This is a genomic window from Psychroserpens sp., assembly GCF_036960315.1.
Classification (GTDB): domain Bacteria; phylum Bacteroidota; class Bacteroidia; order Flavobacteriales; family Flavobacteriaceae; genus Psychroserpens.
The window spans coordinates 208,877-230,884 of record NZ_JBALVR010000001.1 but is presented as its reverse complement, the minus strand read 5'-3'; the positions used below and the strand labels follow the sequence as shown (position 1 = coordinate 230,884).

23 protein-coding genes are annotated in these 22,008 nt (G+C 34.0%); 11 read left to right on the top strand and 12 right to left on the bottom strand.

What is annotated here, in order from left to right:
- Window positions 1-16: 16 nt before the first annotated feature.
- Together V7719_RS01035 and V7719_RS01030 are read left to right on the top strand one after the other, a co-directional pair.
- Complete coding sequence (locus V7719_RS01035; protein WP_335727996.1) at window positions 17-997, top strand: LuxE/PaaK family acyltransferase; 981 nt, start codon at window positions 17-19, stop codon at window positions 995-997.
- A 30-nt stretch (window positions 998-1,027) separates the two neighbouring features.
- The gene (locus V7719_RS01030) at window positions 1,028-1,477 is read left to right on the top strand and encodes a YHS domain-containing (seleno)protein (RefSeq protein WP_335727995.1); all 450 of its coding nucleotides are present in this window, start codon (window positions 1,028-1,030) and stop codon (window positions 1,475-1,477) included.
- Window positions 1,478-1,572: 95 nt separating this feature from the next.
- Here the strand turns inward: V7719_RS01030 and tyrS are convergent, their stop codons facing one another.
- Window positions 1,573-2,865 (bottom strand): tyrosine--tRNA ligase, encoded by a 1,293-nt coding sequence (gene tyrS, locus V7719_RS01025; RefSeq protein ID WP_335727994.1) that lies wholly within the window; start codon window positions 2,863-2,865, stop codon window positions 1,573-1,575.
- A gap of 85 nt (window positions 2,866-2,950) precedes the next feature.
- Between tyrS and V7719_RS01020 the strand changes: the two genes are divergently transcribed.
- The gene (locus V7719_RS01020) at window positions 2,951-3,967 is read left to right on the top strand and encodes an NAD-dependent epimerase/dehydratase family protein (RefSeq protein WP_335727993.1); all 1,017 of its coding nucleotides are present in this window, start codon (window positions 2,951-2,953) and stop codon (window positions 3,965-3,967) included.
- On the opposite strand, the gene V7719_RS01015 is transcribed toward V7719_RS01020, so the two are convergent.
- Genes V7719_RS01015 through V7719_RS01005 form a run of 3 tightly spaced genes read right to left on the bottom strand, consistent with a single transcriptional unit; the run spans window position 3,946 to window position 6,489 of the window.
- On the bottom strand, window positions 3,946-4,422 hold the full coding sequence (locus tag V7719_RS01015) for a DUF4296 domain-containing protein (RefSeq protein WP_335727992.1): 477 nt from the start codon (window positions 4,420-4,422) through the stop codon (window positions 3,946-3,948). The genes V7719_RS01020 and V7719_RS01015 overlap by 22 nt on opposite strands.
- Window positions 4,419-5,765 (bottom strand): dihydroorotase, encoded by a 1,347-nt coding sequence (locus V7719_RS01010; protein WP_335727991.1) that lies wholly within the window; start codon window positions 5,763-5,765, stop codon window positions 4,419-4,421. Before V7719_RS01010 ends, V7719_RS01015 begins: the two co-directional genes overlap by 4 nt.
- Window position 5,766: 1 nt before the next feature.
- A complete protein-coding gene (locus V7719_RS01005) occupies window positions 5,767-6,489 on the bottom strand; it encodes a polyprenol monophosphomannose synthase (protein WP_335727990.1) in 723 nt (240 codons plus the stop codon).
- 164 nt (window positions 6,490-6,653) lie between these two features.
- Between V7719_RS01005 and V7719_RS01000 the strand changes: the two genes are divergently transcribed.
- Together V7719_RS01000 and V7719_RS00995 are read left to right on the top strand one after the other, a co-directional pair.
- Window positions 6,654-7,307 (top strand): DUF4271 domain-containing protein, encoded by a 654-nt coding sequence (locus tag V7719_RS01000; protein ID WP_335727989.1) that lies wholly within the window; start codon window positions 6,654-6,656, stop codon window positions 7,305-7,307.
- Between the two features lie 15 nt (window positions 7,308-7,322).
- Complete coding sequence (locus V7719_RS00995; RefSeq protein WP_335727988.1) at window positions 7,323-8,075, top strand: uroporphyrinogen-III synthase; 753 nt, start codon at window positions 7,323-7,325, stop codon at window positions 8,073-8,075.
- A gap of 70 nt (window positions 8,076-8,145) precedes the next feature.
- On the opposite strand, the gene pckA is transcribed toward V7719_RS00995, so the two are convergent.
- Entirely contained in the window at window positions 8,146-9,762 is a 1,617-nt protein-coding gene (pckA, locus tag V7719_RS00990; RefSeq protein WP_335727987.1) for a phosphoenolpyruvate carboxykinase (ATP), read from the bottom strand.
- Window positions 9,763-9,822: 60 nt separating this feature from the next.
- Window positions 9,823-10,218, bottom strand: coding sequence for a DUF423 domain-containing protein (locus V7719_RS00985; protein ID WP_335727986.1), 396 nt, complete (start codon window positions 10,216-10,218; stop codon window positions 9,823-9,825).
- A 156-nt stretch (window positions 10,219-10,374) separates the two neighbouring features.
- Here V7719_RS00985 and V7719_RS00980 point away from each other — a divergent pair, with 156 nt between their 5' ends.
- Together V7719_RS00980 and V7719_RS00975 are read left to right on the top strand one after the other, a co-directional pair.
- Window positions 10,375-11,739: a saccharopine dehydrogenase family protein gene (locus V7719_RS00980; protein ID WP_335727985.1), complete on the top strand. Its 1,365-nt coding sequence runs from the start codon at window positions 10,375-10,377 to the stop codon at window positions 11,737-11,739.
- A gap of 4 nt (window positions 11,740-11,743) precedes the next feature.
- Complete coding sequence (locus V7719_RS00975) at window positions 11,744-12,214, top strand: Lrp/AsnC ligand binding domain-containing protein (protein WP_335727984.1); 471 nt, start codon at window positions 11,744-11,746, stop codon at window positions 12,212-12,214.
- A 64-nt stretch (window positions 12,215-12,278) separates the two neighbouring features.
- On the opposite strand, the gene V7719_RS00970 is transcribed toward V7719_RS00975, so the two are convergent.
- Complete coding sequence (locus tag V7719_RS00970; protein ID WP_335727983.1) at window positions 12,279-13,091, bottom strand: T9SS type A sorting domain-containing protein; 813 nt, start codon at window positions 13,089-13,091, stop codon at window positions 12,279-12,281.
- 192 nt (window positions 13,092-13,283) lie between these two features.
- A complete protein-coding gene (locus V7719_RS00965) occupies window positions 13,284-13,808 on the bottom strand; it encodes a phage tail protein (protein ID WP_335727982.1) in 525 nt (174 codons plus the stop codon).
- Between the two features lie 179 nt (window positions 13,809-13,987).
- Between V7719_RS00965 and V7719_RS00960 the strand changes: the two genes are divergently transcribed.
- The 3 genes from V7719_RS00960 to V7719_RS00950 all read left to right on the top strand — a co-directional run bounded on the left by V7719_RS00960 (window position 13,988) and on the right by V7719_RS00950 (window position 16,496).
- Entirely contained in the window at window positions 13,988-14,395 is a 408-nt protein-coding gene (locus V7719_RS00960; RefSeq protein WP_335727981.1) for a hypothetical protein, read from the top strand.
- A 627-nt stretch (window positions 14,396-15,022) separates the two neighbouring features.
- Window positions 15,023-15,826: a sensor histidine kinase gene (locus V7719_RS00955; RefSeq protein WP_335727980.1), complete on the top strand. Its 804-nt coding sequence runs from the start codon at window positions 15,023-15,025 to the stop codon at window positions 15,824-15,826.
- Window positions 15,819-16,496 carry a response regulator transcription factor gene (locus tag V7719_RS00950; RefSeq protein ID WP_335727979.1) on the top strand — a complete coding sequence of 226 codons (678 nt, stop codon included), beginning with the start codon at window positions 15,819-15,821 and terminating at the stop codon, window positions 16,494-16,496. Before V7719_RS00955 ends, V7719_RS00950 begins: the two co-directional genes overlap by 8 nt.
- A 61-nt stretch (window positions 16,497-16,557) precedes the next feature.
- Here the strand turns inward: V7719_RS00950 and V7719_RS00945 are convergent, their stop codons facing one another.
- The 4 genes from V7719_RS00945 to leuS all read right to left on the bottom strand — a co-directional run bounded on the left by V7719_RS00945 (window position 16,558) and on the right by leuS (window position 20,842).
- Window positions 16,558-17,253, bottom strand: a complete 696-nt coding sequence (locus V7719_RS00945; RefSeq protein ID WP_335728502.1) for a zinc metallopeptidase — start codon at window positions 17,251-17,253, stop codon at window positions 16,558-16,560.
- A gap of 83 nt (window positions 17,254-17,336) precedes the next feature.
- The gene (locus tag V7719_RS00940) at window positions 17,337-17,696 is read right to left on the bottom strand and encodes a hypothetical protein (RefSeq protein ID WP_335727978.1); all 360 of its coding nucleotides are present in this window, start codon (window positions 17,694-17,696) and stop codon (window positions 17,337-17,339) included.
- Window positions 17,696-18,001: a DUF6370 family protein gene (locus V7719_RS00935; RefSeq protein ID WP_335727977.1), complete on the bottom strand. Its 306-nt coding sequence runs from the start codon at window positions 17,999-18,001 to the stop codon at window positions 17,696-17,698. The genes V7719_RS00940 and V7719_RS00935 overlap by 1 nt, the downstream gene beginning before the upstream one ends.
- 15 nt (window positions 18,002-18,016) lie before the next feature.
- Window positions 18,017-20,842 carry a leucine--tRNA ligase gene (leuS, locus tag V7719_RS00930; RefSeq protein ID WP_335727976.1) on the bottom strand — a complete coding sequence of 942 codons (2,826 nt, stop codon included), beginning with the start codon at window positions 20,840-20,842 and terminating at the stop codon, window positions 18,017-18,019.
- Between the two features lie 241 nt (window positions 20,843-21,083).
- Between leuS and V7719_RS00925 the strand changes: the two genes are divergently transcribed.
- The gene (locus V7719_RS00925) at window positions 21,084-21,962 is read left to right on the top strand and encodes a cell division protein FtsX (RefSeq protein WP_335727975.1); all 879 of its coding nucleotides are present in this window, start codon (window positions 21,084-21,086) and stop codon (window positions 21,960-21,962) included.
- Window positions 21,963-22,008: the final 46 nt, after the last annotated feature.

Here is a 22,008-nt window from a genome sequence, read left to right as displayed (position 1 = left end):
CCATACTTTTGCAGTAATGATAAACACAACTGATATATTTTCTGTTTCTTCGGAAGATGCATTCAATAGATTAGCATTAGATGTTTTTAAATTTCAGTTTGAGAACAATACTGTGTACCGTTCCTTTTGTGATTTGTTATATAAAAACCCAAGTGATATCAATTGCATTGAAGACATCCCGTTTTTGCCTATTCAATTTTTTAAAAGCCATCGTGTCCTCAGTTCTCAGGCTCAAATTGAAGACACCTTTTCAAGTAGTGGAACTACTGGCTCTATAACCAGCAAACACTATGTCACCAACTTATCGATTTACGAACAAAGCTTTCGTAAAGGATTTAATGCCTTTTACGGAACTATTAGCGATTATGTTATTCTGGCATTACTTCCTAATTATTTGGAGCGCAAAGGTTCTTCATTGATTTATATGGTTAATGATATGATCCGTGAGTCTCAACATGCAGAAAGCGGATTTTACCTCGACACTATTCACGAACTAAAAGAGCAACTCATCACATTAGATGCTAAAGGAAAAAAAGTATTACTCATTGGTGTGTCCTTCGCATTATTAGATTTGTTAGAACTACATCAATTCCAGCTAAAAAACACCATCATTATGGAAACTGGCGGAATGAAAGGTCGCAGAAAAGAACTCGTAAGAGATGAACTGCATTCTGTTTTAAAATCGGGATTTGGTGTCTCGAAAATTCATAGCGAATATGGCATGACCGAATTACTAAGTCAAGCGTATTCTTTAGGTGATGGAAGATTTAAATGCCCCTATTGGATGCGTATTCTCACTCGTGATCCTGAAGATGCTCTTACACTACAGAAAACAAAAAAAACTGGTGGTATTAATGTTATTGATTTAGCGAATATCAATTCGTGTTCGTTTATTGCTACACAAGATTTAGGTCGTGTTTATGATGATCATAGTTTTGAAATTATTGGTCGTTTTGACTCCAGTGATATTAGAGGCTGCAATTTGATGGTCTTGTAAACTTTAGAAATTTTAATCGACTATAGATTAATGAAAACCAAAATTCTAAGTGTTATTTTTTTCTTCGGAATGATAACCACATTCGCACAATCCGCAGATTATAATACTAAAAAAGATTACGTAGCCAAAGGTTATGATGTTGTCGCTTATTTTGACAACCAAGCTGTAGAAGGTAAAAAAGAGTTCACAACAACTTACGATACCGTGAAATTTAAATTCTCTTCAGAAAAGAACCGCATCACATTTAAAAGTAATCCCGAAAAATACATTCCGCAATATGGAGGCTATTGCGCATATGCCATTGCTGTAAAATCTAAAAAGGTTGATATTAATCCCGAAACCTTTGAAATTAGAGATGGAAAGCTCTATTTATTCTATAATTCTTGGGGAAATAACACTTTAAAGACCTGGCAAAAAAATAATGTGAAAGGTTTACAAACTAAAGCCGACAAAAACTGGGAAGCTATGAACTTGAACTAATAGTTTAGAGTTCTATGAAAAAGAAGGATTAGCTTCTAATAATAGTTGATTGGTTAATGTTAAGCGTCCTATCTTACGATAGGACGCTTTTCTATTTAGGATACTTTAATGATATAGGTATTCTTTTTTCCTTTATTAAGAATAATATATTTATCATTAATTAAATCATCGGTTGATAACTGATATTCTTCTTTTACCTTTTCTTTGTTTACTGAAACTGCATTTTCCTTCAGCGCACGACGTGCTTCACTATTAGAAGCCAAGAAATTAGTTTTGGCGGCTAAAGCACCAATCATATCTAGTTCAGATAATTCATCTTTAGAAATTTCAGCTTGCGGGACGCCTTCAAACACATCTAAAAATGTTTTCTCATCTAAGGTCTTGATATCAGCCTTAAACGATTTACTAAATAAAATATTAGATGCCTTTTCAGCATTTTCAAAATCAGCCTTCGAATGTACCATCGTCGTCATTTCTTCAGCCAAACGTTTTTGAAGTCCGCGTTGATGTGGTACTTCTTGATGAGTAGCAATAATAGCTTTAACCTCATCTTCGGTTAAAAACGTGAAAATCTTGATGTACTTTTCGGCATCTTCATCGCTAGAATTCAACCAGTACTGGTAAAACTTGTAGGGTGATGTTCTGTTAGGATCTAACCAAACGTTTCCACCTTCTGACTTTCCAAATTTTGAGCCATCGCTTTTGGTAATTAACGGACAAGTAATCGCGAAGCCTTTTCCTTGAGCAATACGTCTAATTAATTCGGTTCCGGTTGTAATATTTCCCCATTGATCACTTCCTCCCATTTGAATCGTACAGTTGTTTTCTCTGTATAAATGCAAGAAATCATAACCTTGAACGAGCTGGTATGTGAATTCTGTAAAAGACATTCCGTCGCTTGAATCGGAAGAAATTCTATTCTTAACCGAATCTTTCGCCATCATGTAGTTTACTGTGACATGTTTACCAACATCACGAATAAATTCTAAGAATGAAAACTCCTTCATCCAGTCATAATTGTTAACCAGAACTGCCGAATTTGCCACATCACTTTCAAAATCTAAAAAATGAGACAATTGTTTTTTTATCGCTTCCTGATTATGACGCAGTGTTTTTTCATCTAATAAGTTACGCTCACTAGATTTCCCTGAGGGATCACCAATCATTCCTGTTGCCCCTCCAACCAAAGCAAATGGCTTGTGACCACAACGCTGGAAATGCGCTAATAACATGATTGGCACAAGGTTACCTATATGAAGAGAATCTGCAGTTGGGTCAAAACCAATATAAGCAGATCGCATGGCTGCCATTAAATGTTCTTCGGCTCCAGGCATAGTATCGTGGATCATTCCTCTCCATTGCAATTCTTCTACAAAATTCTTTATCATAACATGTGTATTAGTAATCTTTCGCAAAGATAGATTTATACCTTAAAAGACAAAAGACAAATAGAAAAAAGAGTAATTTTACATTATGATACTCGTAACAGGTGGCACAGGTTTAGTTGGTTCTCATTTATTGTTCAAATTGGTGAGCAATGGCACGTCTGTTAGAGCCATATACAGAAGGTCTCATAAGCTAGAATCTGTAAAAAAAGTATTTGGTTATTACACAACTGATGTTGAAGCCCTTTACAATAAAATAGAATGGGTTGAAGCCAATATCAATGATATTCCTACTTTGGAAATTGCTTTTAAAGGCATAACACATGTCTACCATTGTGCAGCTTTTATCAGCTTTGAGCCTGATAAATATTATGAGCTTCGCAAAGTCAATATTAAAGGAACGGCAAACATTGTCAATCTTTGTATCTCTAATAAGGTTGAAAAATTATGTTATGTAAGTTCGTTAGCTGCCATTGGGAATGAACCTCTTCCTGAAACACCAATTACAGAACAAACAGAATGGAATCCTGAACAAGATAATAGTGTCTATGCCATCACTAAATATGGTGCCGAAATAGAAGTATGGCGAGGTACTCAAGAAGGTGTTGATGCTGTGATAGTAAACCCTGGAATAATTTTAGGGCCTGGATTTTGGAAAGGTAGTGGAAGTGGCAGTCTTTTTAAGAAAATACATAAAGGACTCAAGTATTACCCTCAAGGCACTTCGGCATATGTTGATGTTTGGGATGTTGTAGATATCATGCTAAGACTTATGGAAAGTAGCACCAAAAATGAACGTTACATTTTGACTTCGGAAAACTTACCGTTTAAGACATTTCAGGAGCAAATTGCTAAGGCACTAAATGTGAAACCTGCAAAAAAAGCAGCCTCATCATTTTTACTATCTATCGTTTGGAGATTAGATTGGTTGAGCCACAAACTTTTTGGAAAACGTAGAATGTTATCAAAACAAATGGCCAAATCTATTTCCACCAAAACTGTTTATGATAATTCTAAAATAAAATCTGAACTGAATTTTGAGTTTACAGCTATAGATCAATCTATTTCCAAAGTATCAAAATACTATTTAGAATCGTCTGGATAATCTTTGTACTCCAATTTTTTTATAATTGTCGTCGTGTCTTTTTTCTTGTTTTTATATTTGTCGCTAAGCTTTTTTATGGAGTCTCGCTTTTCTTGTTTCCGATTCTTTTCATCATCAATACGCTTTTGATATTTTTCCTTATCATTATTGATACGTTCCTCTACATTAGCTAAAATAGATTGGTATTCTTCAACATGAAACCCATAGTATTCATTGCTTTTAACAAACTGTAAGCTATCAATTTTGTATTTCTCAAACACATAATCTTCGGGAAGAATACCATTGTTTTCCAAAACACCTTTACTAGAACCTTTTGCAGCATTTAAAATAAAAACATCATATATGATATCTTCCATTTTATCTTTAGGAATAAGATTGTCTGGTTTTTCAAGTTTGTCAAAAGAGTTGCAACCTATACATGATAATACTACAAAAAGAATTACGAATATTCTCATCTGTTAAAAGTTAATCGTTTAGCTGCCTTTACATCTAAAACCTTAAAATTGTTATATACTAATGAACCATTTAAAAAGGTATGTGTTATTCGCGATCTAAATGTAGTTCCTTCAAATGGTGACCATCCACATTTATAAAGGATATTGTCTTTTTTCACAGTCCATGGATTATTGATATCAACAATAACCAAATCTGCAAAATACCCTTGCTTGATATAACCTCGTTTTTCAACCTGAAATAAAATTGAAGGATTATGTGCCATTTTTTCGGCAATTTTTGGTAATGAGATTTTATCCTTATGATACATTTCTATCATTGCCACTAATGCATGCTGTACCAATGGACCTCCAGATGGTGCTTTGGTATAACTGTTATTTTTTTCTTCTAAAGTATGAGGCGCATGATCTGTAGCGATGACATCAATTCTATCGTCTAATAACGCTTTCCAGAGTTGATTTCTGTCTTTTGCCGTTTTCACCGCTGGATTCCATTTAATATGCGTCCCTTTTTTAGCATAATCTTCATCACTAAACCAAAGGTGGTGAATACAAACTTCGGAAGTGATTTTTTTATCCTTTAAGGGAATCTTATTACTGAATAACTTGGTCTCCTTGCCAGTAGACAAATGAAATACGTGTAATCTTGCTCCCGTTTTTTTAGCAAGTTCTATGGCTTTAGAAGATGACAAATAGCAAGCTTCTTCGCTTCTAATAATCGGATGTTTTTCAATAGGAATATCCTCACCAAATTCGTCGATATGCGCTTGGGTATTTTTTCTAATGGTAGCTTCATCTTCGCAATGCACAGAAATCACCATATCTGTACTACGAAAAATTTTCTCCAAAACTTTAGGGTCGTCAACAAGCATGTTTCCTGTAGATGAACCTAAAAATAATTTTAAACCTGCAACGGTTTTTGGATTGACTTTTAATATTTCATCCAAATTGTCATTTGTACCACCAAACATGAATGAATAATTTGCATGAGATGAGTTCGCCGCGATTTCAAACTTCTCTTCCAATTTTTCAACTGTGGTCGTCTGCGGATTGGTATTTGGCATTTCGATAAAGGAAGTTACTCCTCCTGCAAGTGCTGCTCGTGATTCGGTTTCTATATTTCCCTTGTGTGTTAATCCTGGTTCTCTAAAATGCACCTGATCGTCAATACAACCGGGAAACACATAGTTTCCTTCGGCATCTATAATTGTAACGTCTGCAGATTTTGCACTAATTGAATCTGAGACTTCTTTTATGATCTCTCCTTCAATTAAAATATCGCCTTCTGTAACTTTCCCTTCGTTTACAATTTTAGCATTTTTAATAAGTATGGTTTTCTTTTGCATCTTATTTACTAAATAAACTTTTTAATTTCATATTAATAACACCAAAAATCGCTTCTGAAATAATACTTCCGCTCATTTTTGATTTTCCTTTAGTTCGATCGGTAAAAATCACCGGAACCTCAACTATTTTAAACTTTTGAAGATACGCTTTGAATTTCATTTCAATTTGAAACGCATAACCTACAAACTTGATTTTATTTAAATCGATTGTTTCCAATACATGCCGTTTATAACACACAAATCCTGCTGTTGTATCACAAATCTTCATTCGTGTAATTAACCTCACATATTTTGAAGCTCCATACGACAGTAACACACGACTCATAGGCCAGTTTACCACATTTACACCATCTACATATCGTGAGCCAATAGACATATCTGCACCACTAATTGCACAAGCATTATAAAGGTAAACGAGATCATTTGGATCGTGAGAGAAATCGGCGTCCATCTCAAAAATATAATCGTAATGTTTTTGCAAACACCACTTAAACCCTGCAATATAAGCCGTACCTAACCCTGTTTTATCTTGTCTAGACAATAGATGAAGTCCATCTTTAAATTCATTTTGCAAGTCTTTTACTTTAGCACCTGTTCCATCTGGGGAGTTATCATCAACCACCAAAATATCAAAGGCCTTGTTCTGGGCAAAAACGGCTCTTACAATAGCTTCAATGTTTTCTATTTCATTATAAGTTGGTATGATGACAATAGCATCTTGCATGTAAACTTATGTTAGTTTTTCTTTGTTAGATAAAGGCAAAAGTAAGTTTTTTATCGTTTAAAAGTAAGTGTTAAAATCATAAACAATGTTAATCTTGTCGCTCCACTTTTAAGTTGCTCCCAATAAGGTATACAATCGTCAATTTTTCTTTATAATTTTACAACATGCTAAGAGACGTCTTTTCTAATGATTGGTTTACGGTATTCCTTGTTTTAGGATTACTTTGTATTACACTATCTAAATACGTTTTCGCACATCGGTTTAAAGATTTTTTAGCGGTTATAGGAAATTCGAAATATTTAAAAATCTACGCTAGAGAACAAAAATTCATAGACAGATTTGATGCGCTTCTATTTTTTAATCTTATAATCTCTGTTTCTGTTTTTGCTTATGTATGTTATTCTACATTAGTAAACCCTTCAGAATTTGAAATCAATCAGTTTTTTAAATTATTATTTGGTGTCGGCGTTTTGGTCTTGATAAAAGTATTGTTGGAACGTTTAATTGGGAGTCTTTTTGATATTGATGAACTTATTGATGCCTACTTATTTCAAAAAACCACGTTTAAAAATTACACCGGTTTTGTTTTATTTCCTATTAACTGTATTCTGATTTACGCTATAAATCCTTCAAAACCTATTATTTATGCAATTTTAGGACTCATTATTTTAATAAACTTAGTTGGATTTATCTCTTCATTCAAGAATCATCAAAAATTACTTTTAAATAACATATTCTATTTTATTTTGTATCTTTGCGCACTTGAAATTGGGCCCTATCTGATTTTATATAAGTTAATTAAAGATTTCAACGCTTAAAACACTTTATGTAATATGACGAAAGTGAAAACAATTTTAGTATCTCAACCAGAGCCTAAAATAGAAAATTCGCCTTACTTTGATCTTCAAGAAAAGCAAAAGGTAAAAATAGATTTCAGACCATTTATTCATGTTGAAGGTGTAGAAGCTAAAGATATTAGACAACAAAAAGTTGACCTTTCTAATTACACGGCTATCATATTAACAAGTAGAAACTCTGTAGATCATTTTTTTAGAGTTGCAGATGAAATGCGCTTTAAGGTTCCCGATTCGATGAAGTATTTTTGTCAATCTGAAGCTGTAGCATACTACCTTCAAAAATATGTAGTGTACAGAAAACGTAAAATTTATGTAGGTAAACGTACGTTTGCAGATTTATCGCCTTTAATCAAGAAGTATAAAGACGAAAATTTCTTATTACCAACAACCGATAAATTAAAACCTGAGGTTCCTCAAATTTTAAACAGTTTAACTGTTAAGTGGAAAGAAGCAGTATTTTACAAAACAGTGATTAGTGATTTATCAGACTTAGCTGATGTCTACTATGATATTTTAGTGTTCTTTAGTCCGTCTGGAATTGAATCTTTATTTAAGAACTTTCCTGAATTTAAACAAAACAGCACACGTTTAGCAGTTTTCGGAAATACAACGATCAAAGCTGTAGAATCTCACGGTTTAAGAGTCGACATAGCAGCTCCAACACCAGAGACGCCTTCTATGACAATGGCTTTAGAAAAATATATTAATCAAGTAAATAAAGGAAAGTAATTTTCTTATCAAGCATAAAAAAAGCGTCCCGATAATTATCGGGACGCTTTTTTATTACTCTTATTTATCTTTAGAATGCATAACGTTGTGGACCTCCTCTTCGAATTTCCTCGGTTGCAGATTCTTCGAACTCTTTAAAATTTTCTCTAAAAGCATTTGATAGTTTAAATGCCGTTTTATAGTAAGCTTCATCGTTATTCCAAGTTGTTCTTGGGCTCAATACTTCTTTTGGCACACCTGGACAAGATCGTGGTTGCGCTACTCCAAATACCGAATGAATATGATAATCTTCATAGGTATATGACCCTAAGTCTCCGTTTAGAACAGCATTAATCATAGCACGCGTATATTTTAGCTTCATACGTGTACCAACACCATAAGGTCCAGCAGTCCAACCGGTATTAACTAACCATACATTTACACCAGAATCAATCATCTTTTTGCTTAACATTTCAGCATATTTGGTCGGATGCAACGGCATAAAAGGTGCTCCAAAACACGCCGAAAAACTAGGTACTGGCTCTACAACACCAGCTTCTGTTCCAGCGACCTTGGCTGTATAACCAGAAATAAAGTGATACGCTGCTTGGCTAGGTGTCAATTTTGAAATTGGAGGTAATACTCCAAATGCATCAGCAGTTAGGAAGAATATATTTTTTGGGTTTTTTCCAATTGATGGCACTTTAATATTTTCGATATGGTGAATTGGATAACTCACTCTTGTATTTTGAGTAATTGATGTGTCTTCAAAGTCTACAACTCCATTATCATCCAAGATAACGTTTTCAAGAATTGCTCCTTTTTTAATAGCGTCGTAAATTTCTGGTTCTTGATCTCTAGAAAGATTGATGACCTTAGCGTAGCAACCTCCTTCAAAATTAAAGACTGTATTTTCATTAGTCCAACCATGTTCATCATCACCAATTAAACTTCGTTCGGCATCAGTAGATAATGTTGTTTTACCTGTCCCTGATAATCCAAAAAAGATAGCAGTATCTCCATCTTTACCAACATTCGCACTACAGTGCATTGGCAAGGTGTTTTTGAATACTGGTAGAATAAAGTTCAATGCAGAGAAAATCCCTTTTTTGATTTCTCCAGTGTAACCTGTTCCTCCAATTAAAGCAATTTTACGTGTAAAATCTAATATCGCAAAGTTATGTTGTCTAGTGCCATCTATCTCTGCATCTGCCATAAACCCTGGCGCATTGATGACTGTCCATTCTGGAGTGAAGTCTTTTAGTTCATCTTCGGTAGGACGTAAAAACATATTGTAAGCAAACATATTACTCCATGGATATTCATTGATTATACGAATATTCAATTTGTAATCGTCATCTGCACAAGCATAGCTATCTCTTACAAATACTTCTTTATCTGACAGATAAGCTGTGACTTTGTCATACAATTTCTGAAACTTATCAGATTCAAAAGGGATATTGATATTTCCCCACCAAACACGATCTTTTGTAATATCGTCTTTAACGATAAATCTGTCTTGAGGAGAACGACCAGTGAACTCTCCAGTTTGCACTGCAATGGCACCTGAAGATGACTCTTCACCTTGTTCTTTTGAAATTGTAAGCTCATGAAGTTCGTCTGATGACAATTGATATCTTACTTGAGCATTTTTAATACCGTAGGCATCTAACGAAATCGTTTTCGTACAATGTGTATGGTCTACCATAATTTGTTTGTGTTGTTTAAGGTGCAAAGTTAAATATTATTTTAAAGTAGACTGCTTATTTTAAGATTTATCAGCCTTGATTTTAAAAAAGTTTATCAACAATACCATCCAAGCCGTAATTAATAATAAACCGCCAATTGGTGTAATGAATCCAATATGTTTAAAATCAAAACCTGAAAGGTCGTTTGTTGCTAAACCATAAATAGAGCCTGAGAAACACAAAACACCAAATATGACCAAATAAAAAATGGCTTGCTTAGCCTTTTTATTGAGTGCAGTAAAACTTCCTATAAACAAAAGAAATAAAGCATGATACATTTGATAACGAACTCCTGTTTCAAAAGTTTGCTGAGATTCACTAGAAATTAATGACTTAAGGCTGTGAGCTCCAAAAGCACCTAGACCAATGGCTATAACTCCAAAAATACATCCAGTAATAAGAATTTTTTTGTTCATATATAAATTGAATTTTGGTTTTTATAACCCTTTCTATTTAGTAAATTCGTCTAGAAATTTCTTTGAAGTTTTTTTAAAAACATTAAATTGGTAGTTAAAACTTTCTTTTAAACCTCAAAGAATTTTAAATAACAAAATTACTCAACTCAACCCATTATGCGAAAGATTTTAATCATAGGTTCTGGAAAATCTACTTCATACCTTATAAAATATTTATTAGATAAATCTACCGAAGAAGACCTTCACATCATTATTGGAGATATTAAAATACAGAATGCTAGAAAATTAATTGGCGACCATGAAAATGCAAATGCCATTGCCTTAGATGTTTTTGATAAATCATCTCGACAAGCAGCCATAGAAAATGCGGATATTGTTGTGTCTATGCTTCCTGCGAGATATCATATTGAAGTAGCAAAAGATTGTATTACTTATCGTAAAAATATGGTCACTGCCTCTTATGTAAGCGAAGACATGCAAAAACTCAACAAAGCTGCAACCGAAAAAGGTTTGGTTTTTATGAACGAGATAGGTGTAGATCCTGGCATTGACCATATGAGTGCTATAAAAGTGATTGACAGCATTCGTGCTAAAGGTGGAAAAATGATTTTGTTTGAATCTTTTACTGGAGGGCTTGTAGCTCCTGAGAGTGATAATAACTTATGGAATTATAAGTTTACTTGGAATCCAAGAAATGTTGTTTTGGCTGGACAAGGTAGTGCTGCAAAATTTCTACAAGAAGGTTCCTATAAATACATCCCATACAACAGACTCTATAGACGAACCGAATTCTTAGAAATTGATGGATTTGGTCGCTTTGAAGCCTATGCGAATAGAGACTCTCTTAAATACCAATCGGTGTATGGGCTAGATAGTGTTGAGACCTTATACAGAGGAACCATGCGTCGTGTTGGCTTTAGTCGTGCTTGGAATATTTTTGTACTGTTAGGTTTAACGGATGACAGCTACGCTATTGATGATAGTGAAAACATGAGCTATCGTGATTTCGTAAATGCATTTCTTCCATATAGTCCTACAGATTCTGTCGAATTAAAATTTAGACACGCACTTAAAATCGATCAAGATGATATTGTTTGGGACAAATTAGAGGAAATTGATATTTTCAGTAAAACGAAAATGGTAGCACTCAAAAAAGCAACACCTGCCGAAATTCTTCAGAAGATATTAATGGACAGTTGGACACTTCAAGAAGAGGACAAAGATATGATTGTCATGTACCATAAGTTTGGATATGAACTCAATGGTAAGCGATATCAAATTGATTCGACTATGGTGACTATTGGTGAAGATCAAACTTATACTGCCATGGCTAAAACTGTTGGATTACCTGTAGCTATTGCCACTTTAGCAATACTGAATGAAAAGATTACAAATCCTGGTGTTCAAATACCGATTAGAAAAGAAGTATATGAACCTATTTTGGATGAGTTAGAAGACTTCGGAATCCAATTTACTGAAAAAGAAGTGCCGTATTTAGGATATAACCCATTGAACGTTTAAGCGTATGAAAATAGTCAATCAAAATATTCAAATAGACGGGATCGATAAAAAGATATTACGTGCATTGATGTCAGATGCTAGAACACCTATTTTAGAAATTGCAAGATTGGTAGGTATTTCTGGTGCAGCGATACATCAACGGCTTAGGAAATTAGAAAAATCGGGTTTAATTTCAGGCTCAAAATTTGTAATTAACCCAAAAGTCCTGGGTTATACAACAATGGCTTTTATTGGTATTTTTCTTGATAAAGCCATTAGCAATCCAGAAGCTGTAAAACAATTACAAAAAATTCCTGAAGTATTAGAATGCCATTACACAACAGGAAACTGGAGTATCTTTTGTAAAATCTTATGTAAAGATAATGAGCATTTAATGCATGTGCTCAACAGAGATATTCAATCGATTACAGGAGTTTCAAGAACAGAAACCTTTATTTCTCTAAATCAACAAATAGATCGACAGATTAAAATTTAGAAATACACATACAAAAAAAGGCAACCTCATAAGGTTGCCTTTTTAGTTGTATTAAGATTGGTGACTATTTAATAGTTAGCTTTTTAGTGATTGAGCTCTTTTCTGAAGAAATCGTTATCAAATATAATCCTGTAGATAAGACCGAACTTAAATCTAGGACTTTATCCTCTGTAATTCCATTTAAATTATAAGAAGAAATCGTTCTTCCATTTAAATCTGAAACGATAACGTTATTTAAAACAACTCCCGCATTTTTAATTGTAATATTTCCGTCGGAAGGATTTGGAAAAATTTCAATATCACGCTCTAAAGAGACAATATCATCTGTACTTAACGTATTTAGAATTACGACATTAATATTATGAAACCCAAAATCATTTAAATCATCGTTATCGGCAGGTATGATATTGATTTGAGTTATACTTAGCGCATTTGCAGGATTAGTAATCGCTAATGTTCCAAATCCCGTCGGATAATTTGTAGGACTAGAAATAACATCACTATCTTGGTTAGTTAGAGATATAAAACCTGCTTCTAAAGTATCATAATCAATACTATTAAGATCAAAAATAGCAGGATCTCCATTCTTTGTAATGGTCAACATGTGAGGTGTCAATGGATCGATAGCACTATGGAAAAATATAAAGTCTCCTCCTCCTATGTCGACCAATTCCTCATTTCCAGAATGGAAAACGGTTAAAATAAAAGTATCTGGGCCACTTACAATAGTTTCTGTAATTGATGTCCCATTATCTATCGCACCATCAATAGTAAAGTTTATATTTTGAGCAATACTATTAATGCTTGATAATAGTAGGCCACACCAAAGCATAGTGTTTTTTAAAAATTCGGATTTTAAAGTGTAATTTTTTTTCATAGTAATAGGTTTTTAGTAATTAATAACTTTTGATTTTTTTAAGGCACTACTAAACCCTTATAATCATCTAATAATTAGCTGCTTATTGTTAAGGTGAATCAAATATTAGTTCAACTTAATTTTTTTCAACAAAAAGTAACTTTAAAAAAAGCAGAGTACACTAAAAAAGTATACTCTGCATTGTTATACTGATTAGCTTCTCGGTGGAAAAAGACCTTCCAAAGCAATGATATAATTTACCACTTGAAAAGGCTGCATATTATTAATAGCTTGGTTACTTCCTGTTTGCCCAATGACTACAGAATCTGCCGCCATAGCTACATTTTTTGCAGTTGCATAATTACCTCCTTCAGCAGGATATGCATTAGTTGGATCAGTTGTGCCTTCACCACGACCTACTGGATTAGTTGCTCCTAACCCAGCAGTATGATTGTGCGAAGGTAATTGGCCTACAGTTAATGTGTTTGTAGGCGCTCCTCCTTTTTGACCTAATCTTGTTGCTGGTAATCCTGCTCCATTTCCAGCATGTACTGGCACTCTACCTTGTAAATCTGGCAATCCAAATGTTGTTCTACCATCTCCACCATAAGTGGTTCCCAAAATTGAGAATAATGCTGAGTTACTAGAAATTGCTAATAATTGTCCGTTACATAATGCCCAACTTCTTGGCGCGAAGTTCCCTCCAAACATCATAATTTGTCCGATGTACTGTTCCATAATAGTCTAATTTTATAATTTGATTAATATGTTTCAAATTTCAGTTTAAACTCTTTGAAATTTTAACGCAAAATCACTTCAACTTAAAAACAGGTAGAATTACCTGTTTTTAATATGCAAGTATTTTTTTTAAAACTATTGATGTAGCTTTAAGGATTATTAATCAATAAAACAATATAATGAACAATCCAGTACCAATTAAAGATGCAGAAGCATGGACACTCAAATGGCAAACAGAGAATCCTAAACACGCTAAGGCCTTCTTAATTCCTGTTGCCGACCTATTAGGTTGCATGACAGAAATGGGACTCACTATTTCTAAAGATGCAAATGGCAATCTTGTTGCTGACAAACCAGATACTAATGTACGCGCCTATATGGGTGTTGACGTCAATCAATCTGAAGGTTTTGGAGAAAAACTAGTGATTGTAGGCACAGTTAAAGATGGAAGCGTTCATAGTGACATTGTAGAAGGTGGCTCGTTCCCTAAAGGTGGTGGTGTAAAACTAATAGGCAGTGGTGCTTATGATTTCACGACACCTTGTCCTGCTGATTGTGATCCTAAAAGTTCTTTAAATCACAATTAAAAACTGATATTTTTAAATGAATTTAATAAATTCCTTTTTTTTATATGCAGGATTTATATTAATTGTTATAAACGCATTATTATATCTTATAGGCTATAAGCAAAATAAAAAAGCTTTAGCCTATAAGTTTTTTACTGTCTATTTAATAATTTCAATTATCATATCACTTTCCGCTTTTATTCTTGCCAAACAACAAATACCAAACTTATATCTTTCACACGCCTATTTTATCGGTCAGTTTATAATCTTATCATTGTTTTATTGGTCACTATTCAAATCAAATCAAAAGAAATATGTACTATTAACAATAGCACTAGTTAGTATGATATTAGTTATTCAATATGCATTGCAACCTAGTTTGTTTTATACGTTTAATTTATTTGAAATATTCATTACCTCATTACCTTTAGTGGTTTATGCCATTATTTATTTATATAACTCGTTAAATAAAACCAATAATTATTTAATTATAAATTCTGGTATTTTAATCTATATTACCTCAAGCACACTTATATTTATTCTAGGTAACTATTTATCCTACGTAGACATTAACAACGACGTTAAAAGAAATATATATTTAATAAACAAAATTCTATATGTCGTTTATTTAACTTTAATTTTGATACAATGGAAAACCAGTTTTCGACCGATCAACAACAAATTATAGGTGCACTTGTCTACGGGATTATATTTTTACTCTTAGTCACATTAGGGCTTATCTTGTTTTTTTACTATTCTAGAAAAAAGATTATCGAAAAAGAGGTTGAAAAAATTAATATAAAACTCGATTATCAAAAGAAAATATTACAAAACACCATCAAAGTACAAGAGGACGAACGCAATAGAATTGCACAAGATCTGCATGATGCTATAAGTTCTAAATTAAATGTTGTAAGTTTAACTACGAACGTTTTAATTGATGACGAATCTTTAGATGCTGAACATAAGGAAGCCTTAAACCATATTCTAGATATTACAACAAGAACTTTGGAAAGTTCAAGAAGAATTGCCCATGAGTTAATGCCGCCAATACTGGATAAATTTGGCCTCAAGGTTGCGTTGGAAGAATTATTTGATGAGTTTACATCGAATACATCAATCAAAATAAAGCATGATATTGACACCATTAATCATCTGGATAAAAGTAATGAACTGCATGTGTTTAGAATTGCTCAAGAGCTAATTAATAACGCACTCATTCACGGGAAAGCAGATGAATTACAAATGGTACTAAAAAAAGAACAAAACGGATTTGTATTAGTGTTTAAAGATAACGGAGAGGGATTTGACGTTAACAAAAGCAGTAAGAAATCTGGAATAGGATTACAGAATATAAAGAGTAGAGTTGCTATTTTAAATGGACAACTTTTTGTTGAGAGCTCTGAATTGACAGGAAGTGTATTTAAAATAAATTGCAACTCATATGGATAACAAAATTACGATTGCAATAGCAGATGATGAGCTATTGTTTCGACGCGGACTTATTTCGATATTAAACAAAGAAGAAGATCTTGATATTCTTTTTGATGCCGAAGACGGTAATGATTTGATGAACAAATTAAGAGCCACTAAAAATATTCCTGAAGTCATTATAACCGACCTCAAAATGCCAGAACTTAATGGTGTAGAAACAACTAAACTCATCAGAAAAGAATTTCCAGATATTAAGATCATCGCTCTCACTAGTTATTTTAGTAAACCGTTTATCTTAAACATGATCTCTATTGGTGCTGTAGCTTACCTGGCAAAAAATAGCACTCCTAAGTTAATGCTAAAAACAATAAGAGAAGTCGCAGATAAAGGCTTTTATTATGACGAACAAGTCTTGAAATTTATACATGAAGGCTTATTAAACACTCACGATCAATTCAAAAAGTCCAATTTTGATACGACGTATTTTACAAAACGTGAAAAAGAAGTACTAGATCTCATTTGTCAGCAATATACGACTAACGAAATAGCGGAAAAGCTATTTATTAGTCCGAGAACAGTTGATGGTCATCGCAATAATTTACTCCTAAAAACTGAAGCTAAAAATCTTGCTGGCTTGGTGGTTTATGCGATTCAAAATAAACTAGTGAATCTCGAAGAACAGTTATAAATCAAATAAATATAAAAGCACCCTTTTCAGAATGCTTTTATATTTATTTGTCTTTAAAAACTTAATCTCTTCCTCCAAATACTTGAAGTGCCCAGTACAGAAGTGATGCTAATGCACCAATTGCAGCTACAAGATAAGTTCTTGCTGCCCATTTTAGCGCATCTTCAGATCCCTTATATTCTTCTGGAGTAAGCATATTTTTATTCTTTAACCATGCCAATGCCCTATTACTGGCATCATACTCTACAGGTAAAGTAATAAAACTAAATACCGTCGCAAATCCCATAAATACTAATCCTGCTACAGCAACCCAATAGCCCATACCAACACCAACAGCACCACCAAGAATCAAACCACCAATGACTAACCATTGTGACATTCCAGATGTGACACTTACAATTGGCACCAACGCCGAACGCATACCTAAAGCACTATACGCTTGTGCATGCTGAACAGCATGACCAACCTCATGAGCTGCAACAGCTGCAGATGCAGCATTGCGCTGATTATAAACAGCTTCACTTAAGTTAACTGTTTTATTTTTAGGATTATAATGATCTGTTAACTGACCTGCAACAGAAATGACTTCTACATCAGAAATACCATTATCGGCAAGCATTTTTTCGGCAATCTCTCTACCACTCATGCCATTGCGTAATTGTACTTTGGAGTATTTTGCAAATTTTCGTTTTAATTTATTACTTACCAACCAGCTAACCAAAGCAATGGCGCCAATTAGCACATAATATCCCAACATTCCGTTCATATTTTTTTAATTAAAATTGTTATAATAAAGATAACAAAAAGTGAGCCAATTTGTAATTAGGAAATTTTGTCAGTTCAATCTTCAGAATGTATCACCTTGGTGACGATTTCATTTTCAAAAACAACAAATAGTCTCTCTACTTTAGACTCAAAAAAACTAGGTGCTTTGCCTAATTTATAAATGATATTATCTTTTCCGTTGGGATTAGTATCGTAAAATGTTCCTAATAACACTATAACATCGTCTTTGGATTTCCCAATAAGCAGCTCACTATCAATAAGGTCTTCTGCCATTTTGTATCGTGTTGACGGACTTGACCTCCAATCATCTTGGTCAAACCGTTCTTCGAATGCCCAAATTAGAAATGAACTAATAAGCATGGCAACGAAAAACACAAAAAGAACCTTATCATATTTTTTGAGAATAAATCGCATCAATCTTTGAGTTCTACAGTACTGACTTTAAAACGATCATCAACTATTTCTCCAGATACTTCAGCAGTTCTAATCACTTCACAAAATCCAGTTTCTTTATCGTGAGCGTCACCAAAATCATCAATTTCGGCACCATCTACGAAATACGCTTTATCATCTATGCGAATCGCTAAATCACAACCATCTTGAGATGTTAATCCAAATTGACATTGGCCACAAGATAACTCGACAATTTGTTTCTCAGTTTTAGATTCAGCGCAGGCTATGCTTAAAGCAAGTATACAAATAAGACCTATTTTTTTCATAATATTATATATTAATTATCCAACAATGTTAACAATTTTTCCTGGTACAACAATCACTTTTTTAGGTTCACGACCTTGCAATTGTGCTATGGTTTTCTCGTGAGCCATGACCGTTTTTTCGATATCATCTTTACTCATATCTAAAGGTAACTCTAAGGTAAAACGCGTTTTACCATTAAATGATATCGGATAATTTTTGCTGCTCTCTACCAAATACTGTTCTTCAAACTTCGGAAATGGAGCAGTCGAGATCGATTGATCATTCCCAAGTCTGTTCCATAATTCTTCAGCGATGTGAGGCGCATAAGGAGATAATACAATTAGTAAGGGTTCAAGAATCGCTTTACTCGTACACTTTTGAGCCGTTAATTCATTGACAGCAATCATAAAGGTAGACACCGATGTATTAAACGAGAAGTTCTCGATATCCTCTTCTACTTTCTTGATCGTTTTATGCAATGTTTTAAAGGCCTCTTTTGATGGTTCAGCATCGTTAACTTTTAAACCATTATCATCGATATACAATTTCCAAAGTTTTTTAAGAAAACCATGTACTCCTGTAATACCAGCAGTATTCCACGGCTTGGCTTGCTCTAATGGTCCTAAGAACATTTCGTAAAGACGAAGGCTGTCGGCTCCATATTGTTCGCAAATCGCATCTGGATTAACCACGTTGTATTTGGATTTGGACATTTTTTCGACTTCACGACCAACTTTGTAAACACCATCTTCTAAAGTAAATTCTGCATCAGCATAATCTTCTCCAAACTCACTATCCTTTTTTAATCCTTCAATATCTAATTCATCTGATGCGTTTATATACTTCACTTTTACATGAATAGGATGAACATGTTTATCAGCGATTAATCCTTTTGAAAAATATTTATTTGTTCCATCTTCTCTGTAAATAAAAGCACTCGTCCCCAAAATCATCCCTTGGTTAATCAACTTTTTAAAAGGTTCTTCAACATTAACGAAGCCTCTATCCTTCATAAACTTCACCCAAAAACGTGAGTATAATAAATGGCCTGTGGCATGTTCGCTTCCGCCAATATATAAATCGACATTTTCCCAATAGTTGAGTGCTTCTTCACTTGCAAACGTTTCATCACGCATGGCATCTTCCATATATCTAAAGAAATACCAAGAGCTTCCTGCCCAACCTGGCATGGTGTTGAGTTCTAAAGGATGAATTGTTGTATTATTTATCTTGGCATTTGAAACAACAGAGTTAGTTTCTGTAGACCAAGCCCAAACATCGGCACGACCCAAAGGTGGCTCGCCTTCTTCGGTTGGGAGATACTTTTCAACTTCAGGGAGTATGATTGGTAAATGTTGTTTTTCTATCATTTGCGGCTTTCCGTTCACATAATACACAGGAAACGGTTCTCCCCAATATCTTTGACGTGAAAACACCGCATCACGTAATCTATAATTCGTTTTTCCTTCCCCTTGACCTAATTGCTCTAATTCGTAAATCGCGCGCTTAGTTGCTTTTTTGTAGTTCATTCCGTTAAGGAAATCGCTGTTTGCAATTTTTACATTGTCTTTAGACCCATAAGCTTCTTCGGAAATATCAACACCTTCAAAAATGTTCGGTATAGCAATATCAAAATGCTTAGCAAAATCATAGTCACGTTGATCACCACAAGGCACAGACATAACGGCTCCTGTTCCGTAGCCAGCTAAGACGTAATCACCAATCCAAATCGGAAGTGGCTCTTTGGTGAATGGATGTTCTGCATAAGCACCAGTAAAAACTCCTGAAATCGTCTTAACATCTGCCATACGTTCACGTTCACTGCGTTTGGCTGTTGCTTCGATATAAGCTTCTACATCTTCTTTTTGATCTGCAGTTGTGATTTTTGACACCAAGTCGTGTTCTGGCGCTAAGGTCATAAATGAGACGCCGAAAATCGTATCAGGACGTGTCGTGAAGACTTCAACCACCTCATCATGATCACTCACATTAAAAGTTACAGATGCTCCTACTGATTTTCCTATCCAGTTGCGCTGACTTTCTTTCAATGAATCCGTCCAATCAATCGTATCTAAGCCTTGAAGCAAACGTTCGGCATATGCCGAAATGCGCATACTCCATTGCGTCATTTTCTTTCTAATTACAGGATGCCCTCCACGTTCAGACACACCATTAACGATTTCATCATTTGCTAAAACAGTTCCCAATGCAGGACACCAGTTCACTTCTGTTTCAGCCAAATAAGTCAACCTATATTGTAATAAAACGCTTTGTTGCTGTTCTGAAGACATGGTATTCCATTCCTTTGCAGTAAATAGTTCAACATTTTCATCACAAGCTGGATTTACACCTGAGTTCCCTTCCTCTGAAAATAACTTTTCCAATTCAGAAATCGGAAAGGCACATTGATGATTCTTACAGTACCAAGATTCAAACAGTTGGATGAAAATCCATTGTGTCCATTTATAATACTCAGGACTACTTGTACGTACTTCTCTACTCCAATCGAATGAAAATCCAATTTGATCTAACTGACGACGATAGGTTTTTATATTCGTTTCAGTGGTAATTGCTGGATGCTGCCCGGTTTGAATTGCGTACTGTTCGGCAGGCAAGCCAAAACTATCATACCCTTGAGGATGTAATACATTAAATCCTTTATGACGCTTATAACGTGCATAAATATCACTTGCGATATAGCCTAATGGATGACCAACATGCAAACCTGCTCCACTTGGATAAGGGAACATATCTAACACATAATATTTGGGCTTGTCACTGTTATTTTCAGCTTTAAAGGTTTGGTGTTCTGCCCAATACTTTTGCCATTTGGCTTCAATAGCGTTAAAATGATATTGCATTTTTATGTTTTTTTCTTTTTAAACCTTTCGACTGCACTCTAACTCTAGGAGATAACAGTTCGAAATCTTAAAGGATAATTATAAATTGAAAACTATAGTAACTAATTACATACTTCTAGTGCCTAGTCACTTTTTAAAGGCACAAATTTAAAGGTATTACAACACAATTAAAAGTTTAAGCGTTGTAATCCTTATACAAACAAATTGTTTTTTATTTTTACAGCATTAATCCAACACTTTTATGAGTACATCTTTTGACAGATATCAAAAACGAAAATTAATTTCTTCATACTTTTCTGTAGTGATTAGTATTGCTTTGGTATTATTTTTACTAGGATGCTTGGGATTATTGGTCTTGAACGCCAAAAAAGTAGCCGATCATTTTAGAGAGCAGGTCGTTGTAACTATTTATTTAAATGATTCTGCCAAGGATGTTGAAGTGAATCAGCTTCAAAAAAGCTTGGCTATGTCAGAGTACACAAAGGATGCTAAATATGTATCCAAAGAGGAAGCTGCTCAAATTGTAAAGTCAGATATAGGTGAAGATTTTATGGAGTTCTTGGGTGTAAATCCTTTGCAAAATTCGATTGATGTATATCTCAAAGCCGATTATGTTACTAACGAAACCTTAGACGGCATTACTGAAGAATTAGCTAATAAAGCCTTTATTGAAGAGATTAAATACGATAATGATCTTGTTGAAATCATGAATGAAAACGTAAAGAAAATCACATTTTGGGTTTTGATTCTTAGCGCTTTATTCACACTCATTGCAGTGTTACTTATCAATAGTTCTATTCGGTTGGCGGTATATTCTAAGCGTTTTATCATCAAAACCATGCAGATGGTTGGAGCGACAAAACGTTTTATTAGAAAACCATTCGTGCTAAAGAGTATCCAATTAGGAATTATCGGAGCTGTTGTTGCTTTGATAGGAATGGGCATTGTTTTATATTACCTCAATCGAACGTTCCCAGAACTTGAGTTACTACAAAAACCCATATTGATTGGTTCTTTATTTCTTGGTATTTTTCTCCTTGGAGTTCTCATCACATGGATAAGTACATTTATTGCTACACAGCGCTTCTTGAACTTGAAAACGGATCAATTATACTATTAATATTTAATTAAGAATTTGCACTAAAATTTCTTTTATATTTACACCT

Bases quoted from the DNA above. Each gene is read 5' to 3' on its own strand.
- V7719_RS01035 (WP_335727996.1), top strand. From the start codon at position 17: ATGATAAACACAACTGATATATTTTCTGTTTCTTCGGAAGATGCATTC.
- V7719_RS01030 (WP_335727995.1), top strand. From the start codon at position 1,028: ATGAAAACCAAAATTCTAAGTGTTATTTTTTTCTTCGGAATGATAACC.
- tyrS (WP_335727994.1), bottom strand. From the start codon at position 2,865: ATGATAAAGAATTTTGTAGAAGAATTGCAATGGAGAGGAATGATCCAC.
- V7719_RS01020 (WP_335727993.1), top strand. From the start codon at position 2,951: ATGATACTCGTAACAGGTGGCACAGGTTTAGTTGGTTCTCATTTATTG.
- V7719_RS01015 (WP_335727992.1), bottom strand. From the start codon at position 4,422: ATGAGAATATTCGTAATTCTTTTTGTAGTATTATCATGTATAGGTTGC.
- V7719_RS01010 (WP_335727991.1), bottom strand. From the start codon at position 5,765: ATGCAAAAGAAAACCATACTTATTAAAAATGCTAAAATTGTAAACGAA.
- V7719_RS01005 (WP_335727990.1), bottom strand. From the start codon at position 6,489: ATGCAAGATGCTATTGTCATCATACCAACTTATAATGAAATAGAAAAC.
- V7719_RS01000 (WP_335727989.1), top strand. From the start codon at position 6,654: ATGCTAAGAGACGTCTTTTCTAATGATTGGTTTACGGTATTCCTTGTT.
- V7719_RS00995 (WP_335727988.1), top strand. From the start codon at position 7,323: ATGACGAAAGTGAAAACAATTTTAGTATCTCAACCAGAGCCTAAAATA.
- pckA (WP_335727987.1), bottom strand. From the start codon at position 9,762: ATGGTAGACCATACACATTGTACGAAAACGATTTCGTTAGATGCCTAC.
- V7719_RS00985 (WP_335727986.1), bottom strand. From the start codon at position 10,218: ATGAACAAAAAAATTCTTATTACTGGATGTATTTTTGGAGTTATAGCC.
- V7719_RS00980 (WP_335727985.1), top strand. From the start codon at position 10,375: ATGCGAAAGATTTTAATCATAGGTTCTGGAAAATCTACTTCATACCTT.
- V7719_RS00975 (WP_335727984.1), top strand. From the start codon at position 11,744: ATGAAAATAGTCAATCAAAATATTCAAATAGACGGGATCGATAAAAAG.
- V7719_RS00970 (WP_335727983.1), bottom strand. From the start codon at position 13,091: ATGAAAAAAAATTACACTTTAAAATCCGAATTTTTAAAAAACACTATG.
- V7719_RS00965 (WP_335727982.1), bottom strand. From the start codon at position 13,808: ATGGAACAGTACATCGGACAAATTATGATGTTTGGAGGGAACTTCGCG.
- V7719_RS00960 (WP_335727981.1), top strand. From the start codon at position 13,988: ATGAACAATCCAGTACCAATTAAAGATGCAGAAGCATGGACACTCAAA.
- V7719_RS00955 (WP_335727980.1), top strand. From the start codon at position 15,023: ATGGAAAACCAGTTTTCGACCGATCAACAACAAATTATAGGTGCACTT.
- V7719_RS00950 (WP_335727979.1), top strand. From the start codon at position 15,819: ATGGATAACAAAATTACGATTGCAATAGCAGATGATGAGCTATTGTTT.
- V7719_RS00945 (WP_335728502.1), bottom strand. From the start codon at position 17,253: ATGTTGGGATATTATGTGCTAATTGGCGCCATTGCTTTGGTTAGCTGG.
- V7719_RS00940 (WP_335727978.1), bottom strand. From the start codon at position 17,696: ATGCGATTTATTCTCAAAAAATATGATAAGGTTCTTTTTGTGTTTTTC.
- V7719_RS00935 (WP_335727977.1), bottom strand. From the start codon at position 18,001: ATGAAAAAAATAGGTCTTATTTGTATACTTGCTTTAAGCATAGCCTGC.
- leuS (WP_335727976.1), bottom strand. From the start codon at position 20,842: ATGCAATATCATTTTAACGCTATTGAAGCCAAATGGCAAAAGTATTGG.
- V7719_RS00925 (WP_335727975.1), top strand. From the start codon at position 21,084: ATGAGTACATCTTTTGACAGATATCAAAAACGAAAATTAATTTCTTCA.